This is a genomic window from Streptosporangiales bacterium, from assembly GCA_009379955.1.
GTDB lineage: Bacteria > Actinomycetota > Actinomycetes > Streptosporangiales > WHST01 > WHST01.
Genome location: WHST01000203.1, coordinates 1 through 5,548, shown reverse-complemented (window position 1 = coordinate 5,548; position 5,548 = coordinate 1). Strand labels below are relative to the sequence as shown.

Annotated in this window: 4 protein-coding genes; 3 read left to right on the top strand and 1 reads right to left on the bottom strand. The window is 69.3% G+C overall.

Annotation, left to right across the window (positions count from 1 at the left end; genetic code table 11):
- Positions 1-179: 179 nt before the first annotated feature.
- Positions 180-1,649 carry an aldehyde dehydrogenase family protein gene (locus GEV10_31585; protein ID MQA82944.1) on the bottom strand — a complete coding sequence of 490 codons (1,470 nt, stop codon included), beginning with the start codon at positions 1,647-1,649 and terminating at the stop codon, positions 180-182.
- 190 nt (positions 1,650-1,839) lie between these two features.
- Between GEV10_31585 and GEV10_31580 the strand changes: the two genes are divergently transcribed.
- From GEV10_31580 to GEV10_31570, 3 genes are all read left to right on the top strand, one after another.
- A complete protein-coding gene (locus GEV10_31580; GenBank protein MQA82943.1) occupies positions 1,840-3,099 on the top strand; it encodes an aminotransferase class III-fold pyridoxal phosphate-dependent enzyme in 1,260 nt (419 codons plus the stop codon).
- A 41-nt stretch (positions 3,100-3,140) separates the two neighbouring features.
- Entirely contained in the window at positions 3,141-4,523 is a 1,383-nt protein-coding gene (locus GEV10_31575; protein ID MQA82942.1) for an MFS transporter, read from the top strand.
- 124 nt (positions 4,524-4,647) lie between these two features.
- Positions 4,648-5,355: a helix-turn-helix domain-containing protein gene (locus GEV10_31570; protein ID MQA82941.1), complete on the top strand. Its 708-nt coding sequence runs from the start codon at positions 4,648-4,650 to the stop codon at positions 5,353-5,355.
- The last annotated feature ends 193 nt before the right edge of the window (positions 5,356-5,548 follow it).

Sequence of the window (5,548 nt, the reverse complement as noted above, 5' to 3'; positions counted from 1 at the left end):
GTACACAACCTGCGGCGCCTCTTCACCACCAGCACAGCGACCACCCAGCCAGCATGACCCGGGCACACCCCCCGACTCACACATCCTCCCCATAGTCACGCCATCACCACACCGGACCCCAAAGCGCAACAGCCTCCCTGGCACGGTGAGGGTGCCCCTCACGGGTGGACACCGCCCCGCTACGGGGTCGGCATCGCGATGTACTTCGTCTCGAGGAACTCCTCGATGCCGACGCGGCCGCCCTCGCGGCCGAGGCCGGACTGCTTGACGCCGCCGAACGGGGCGCCGGCGTTGGCGACCAGGCCCTGGTTGAGCCCGATCATGCCCGTCTCCAGCCGCTCGCACACGCGCAGCGCGCGGGTGAGGTTGGTGGTGAAGAGGTACGACACCAGGCCGAACTCGGTGTCGTTGGCCGCGGCGACGACCTCGTCCTCGTCGCTGAACGTGACGATCGGCGCGACGGGACCGAAGATCTCGGTCGTCCGGACGTCGGCCTCGGCGGGTACGTCGGCGAGCACCGTCGGGTTGTAGAAGTGTCCGTCGCCCGCGCCGCGCTCGCCGCCGACGACGACCCTCGCACCCTTGGCCACCGCGTCGGCGACGAGCTGCTCGACCTTCTCCACGGCCCGGTGGTCGATCAGCGGCCCGACGTTGACGCCGTCGTCGACACCGCGGCCGACGACCAGGGCCGACATGGTCTCGCCGAGCCGGCGGGCGAACTCGTCGGCGATGTTCTCGTGCACGTAGAGCCGGTTGGCGGCCGTGCACGCCTCGCCGATGTTGCGCATCTTCGCGACCATCGCCCCGGCGATGGCCTGGTCGATGTCCGCGTCCTCGAACACGATGAACGGGGCGTTGCCGCCGAGCTCCATCGACGTGCGCAGGACGTTGCCCGCGCACTGCTCGAGCAGCTTGCGGCCCACCTCGGTCGATCCGGTGAACGAGAGCTTGCGCGCGCGTCCGTCGCGGATGAGCGGCTCCATCACCCCACCCGAGTTCGAGGTGTTGACGACGTTGAGCACGCCGGCGGGAAGGCCGGCCTCGGTGAGGATCTCGGTGACCGCGAGTGCGCTCAGCGGCGTGAGCGCGGCCGGCTTGAACACCATCGTGCAACCGGCGGCGACCGCGGGGCCGATCTTGCGCGTGCACATCGCCATCGGGAAGTTCCACGGCGTGATCAGCAGGGTCGGGCCCACCGGCTGCTTGGTGACGAGCATCCGGCTCTTGCCGTCGGCCGACACGGCGTACCCGCCGTCGATGCGGACGGCTTCCTCCGCGAACCAACGGAAGAACTCGGCCGCGTACGCGATCTCGCCCTTCGCCTCGGCCAGCGGCTTGCCCATCTCCAGGGTCATCAGCAGGCCGAGCTCGTCCTGGCGGTCCATCAGGGCCTCGTACGACCTGCGCAGGATCTCGCTGCGCTCACGCGGTGGCGTCGCCGCCCACTCCGGCTGTGCCGCCACCGCCGCGTCGAGCGCGGCGACGCCGTCCTTGGGCGAGGCGTCGGCGACCGCACAGAGCACCTTGCCGGTCGACGGATCCTCGACCTTGAACGTCCTGCCGTCCTCGGCCGGTCGCCAGGCGCCGTCGATGAAGAGGTCCTTGCGGACCGCGTCGACCACCGCGGTCTCGTTCTTGCCCGTCGACATGAGCCCACCACTTCCTTCTCTGAGGTCTTACCAGCACCCTAGTCAGCGATGCCCGTGTGCGCCTCCGTGAGACCGCGTGACACCCGCCGCACCGGTCACGGAATGTCAGTCCGTGAGACATCGGATCTGTTCTCGGATCGCGCGAGTCTGTACGCTGCGCGATTGTCGACAATCCTACGAGGAGCCCTACATGACCGAGCTGTCGCCACTGCTCAAGCAGGCCACTCCGGTGCACGCCGAGCGCGGCGAAGGCGTCTACCTCTACGACGACCAGGGCCGACGGTATCTGGACTTCACCGCCGGCATCGGCGTCACGTCGACCGGGCACTGCCACCCCCGCGTGGTCGCCGCGGCGCAGGAGCAGGTCGCGAAGCTGATCCACGGTCAGTACACGACGGTGCTGAGCAAACCGCTGCGCGACCTCACCCACCGCCTCGGCGACATCCTGCCCACGGGCCTCGACCGCACCTTCTACGTCAACTCCGGCAGCGAGGCAGTCGAGGCCGCCATGCGGCTCGTGCGCCAGGCCACCGGCAGGTCCAACCTCGTGGTGTTCCACGGCTCGTTCCACGGCCGCACGTACGGTGCAGCCGCGATGACCACGTCGGGCCCCAAGTTCCGCGCCGGCATCGGGCCGCTGCCGTCCAACATCGCGGTCTCGCCGTTCCCCTTCGCCTTCCGCTACGGCTGGGACGTCGACACCGCCACCGACTTCGCGCTGCGCGAGCTCGACTACGTCCTCGCCACGACGTCGCCGGCGAACGACACGGCGGCGTTCTTCGTCGAGCCGGTGCTCGGTGAGGGCGGCTACGTGCCGGCCAACACCCGGTTCCTCGCCGGCCTCCGCGAGCGCGCCGACGCCCACGGCATCCTGCTCGTCATCGACGAGATCCAGACGGGCTTCGGCCGCACCGGCAGGTTCTGGGGACACGACCACTTCGACGTCCGTCCCGACGTCATCACGACCGCCAAGGGTATCGCCAGCGGGTTCCCGCTCTCCGTCGTCGCCGCGAGCGACGAGCTGATGAGCAAGGGATGGCCGGGCTCCCAGGGCGGCACCTACGGGGCCAACCCGGTGTCCTGCGCCGCGGCGCTCGCGACCATCGACGTGATCCAGGACGAGGGGCTGGTCGACAACGCCGCCGCGATGGGCGAGCGCCTGCGCGCCGGCCTGTCCGCGGTCGCCGAGAGGTACCCGGCGATCGGCGACGTCCGCGGACTCGGGCTCATGCTCGGCTCGGAGTTCGTCGACGAGTCGGGCGGTCCCGACACCGCGACCGCCACGCGCGTGCAGCAGACCGCGACCGAGAACGGCCTGTTGCTGCTTACGTGCGGAGCGCACGGGAACGTGGTACGCATGATCCCCGCACTGGTCGTCGGGGCCGAGCAGATCGACGCGGCCCTCGACATCTGGGAGAAGTCCGTCGCGAGCGGGGTGGCGACGGGCTGAGGTTGACAAGAGGAAGCCGACAACTCCGAGGAGGAGACCCGATGGGGTCACAGACAGCTGTACCAGCGAACCAACCGGGCGGCGACAACCTCAGCCCGACCGCGCGAAAGACGTTACGCAGGGCCATCGCCGGCTCGGCGATCGGCAACGCGATCGAGTGGTACGACTACGGCCTCTACGGATTCCTCGCGGCGTCCATCGAGCACAACTTCCTTCCGGAGACCCCGTACGGGCGGCTCATCACCTTCGTCATCTTCGCCGTCCCGTTCTCGGTCCGACCGCTCGGCGCCGGCATCTTCGGCGCCATCGGTGACCGGCTCGGCCGGCAGCGGATCCTCGCACTGACGGTCATCCTCATCTCGGGCGGCACGTTCCTCATCGGCGCGACCCCGAACTTCGCCACGATCTCTTACGCGGCTCCCACCATCCTGGTGCTCCTGCGCATCGTGCAGGGCCTCGCCGCCGGAGGCGAGTACGGCGGCGCCGCCACCTTCATGGCCGAGTACGCGCCTGACAAGAGACGCGGGTTCTTCGGCAGCTGGCTGGAGTTCGGCACGCTGAGCGGCTTCCTCGCCGGCACCATCATCGGCTCCGCGCTGCAGGCCGCCATGTCCACGCCGGCCTTCGACTCGTGGGGTTGGCGCATCCCGTTCCTGCTCGCCGGACCGATCGGCCTCTTCGGCCTCTACATGCGGTCGAAGCTCGAGGACACCCCGGTATTCCGCGAGCTGGCGGAGAAGGGCGCACAGGAGCAGGAGACCAAGACGCAGTTCAAGGACCTCTTCCGCAACTGGCGCCCGGTCGTCATCTGCATGGGCATGGTGTTCATGCTGAACGTGCACAACTACACGCTGTTCGTCTACATCGTGGAGTTCCTGACCGACCCGGAGAAGGGCGGCCTCAGCGGCAGTTACGCCCTGCTCATCACGTCGGTCATGTTCGCGCTGATGATGGTGCTCATGCCGTTCGGCGGCGCGGCGTCGGACAGGTGGGGCAGGCGGCCCTCGTGGTTCACCTCGGGCATCGGCCTGTTCGTCCTCGCCCTGCCGATGTTCTGGCTGATCCTGAACGTCGACAGCGTCGTGGTCAAGATGGCGGCGCTGGTCGTCATGGGCATCGTCTACGTGCCGCAGCTCAGCACGATCTCGGCGACGTTCCCCGCGATGTTCCCGACGCAGATCAGGTACACCGCCTTCGCGCTCAGCTACAACATCGCCACGGCGATCGCGGGCGGGCCGACGCCGGCGATCAACACGTACTTCACCAACGAGCTCACCGACTACTTCCCGGCGCTCTTCATGATGGGTGCCAGCGTGATCGGCCTCATCGCGGTGAAGTTCGCGCCGGAGACGGCGGGCGCGTCGCTGCGTGGCACCGAGATCCCGGACGTGGAGAAGCAGAAGGCCGGGTCCGCACCCGGTTAGGCCACGAACCTGGAGCGTTCACACATCGCCCGTCACCGTCATCCCCTGGGGGTACGGTGACGGGCGATGTCGGTTTCGGAGGTCGACGCGCGCCACGACACGGTCACGGCCGTGATCTCCGTGGATGCGCGAACACCTGACGTCCCCGCTGACACTGGGCGACCTCGCCGACGCCGTGGGCTACAGCCCGTTCCACCTCGCCAGGCTCTTCCGCACCACCGTCGGCATCCCGCCGGGCGAGTTCCGCACGGCGCTGCGTTTCCACCACGCCAAGCGGCTGCTCATCGGTGAGGGCCTGTCCGTCACCGACACCTGCTTCGCCGTCGGCTTCGACAGCCTCGGCTCGTTCTCGTCGCGCTTCACCAGTCTGGTGGGCGTCACGCCGGCGACGTTCAAGCGGCTGCCCGAGCTCGTCGAGGGCTCCACTCCCACCCGTCCCTACGTCCGCGGCGCCGACCGGGCCTTCGACGGCGTCGTCCGCGGCACGGTCCGCACGACCCGGTGCAGCGCCATCTACGTCGGATTGTTCCCGCAGGCGATCGCCAAGAGCCGACCCGTCGCCGGCGCGTTCCTCACGACCCCCGGCCCGTTCGAGCTGCTCGGCGTACCGCCCGGCACGTACCGCCTGCTCGCCGCCGGCCAGCCGCCCGGCGCCGACATGATCGAGCGCCTCGCCCCCGACGCCGGCACCCTCGTCGGCGCGGCCCCGGCTCCCGTGGTGGTCCGCGCCGGCGCCGAGGTCGTGCACCAGGACGTGTGGCTGCGCCCCCGCTACGCGACCGAGCCGCCGGTGCTCGTCGCGCTGGCGGCACTGTCGATGCCGCAACTCTGAAGAAGCACCTCGGCGAGTGGGCCTTCAGCCACCAGCCCTGACTCCGACGCAGGGCACTAGTAGTACTTTGTTATGTCGAGTCTGCGGGGGTGGGTGGGCGTGGCAGGACGGGTTGCAGGCAGAGACGGCAAGCGCCGGTCCAGACGCCGAGTAGGGCCTGGAGTTCGCGGAGGACGGCGTAAAGAGTCAGGCC

Bases quoted from the DNA above. Each gene is read 5' to 3' on its own strand.
- GEV10_31580 (MQA82943.1), top strand. From the start codon at position 1,840: ATGACCGAGCTGTCGCCACTGCTCAAGCAGGCCACTCCGGTGCACGCC.
- GEV10_31575 (MQA82942.1), top strand. From the start codon at position 3,141: ATGGGGTCACAGACAGCTGTACCAGCGAACCAACCGGGCGGCGACAAC.
- GEV10_31570 (MQA82941.1), top strand. From the start codon at position 4,648: ATGCGCGAACACCTGACGTCCCCGCTGACACTGGGCGACCTCGCCGAC.
- GEV10_31585 (MQA82944.1), bottom strand. From the start codon at position 1,649: ATGTCGACGGGCAAGAACGAGACCGCGGTGGTCGACGCGGTCCGCAAG.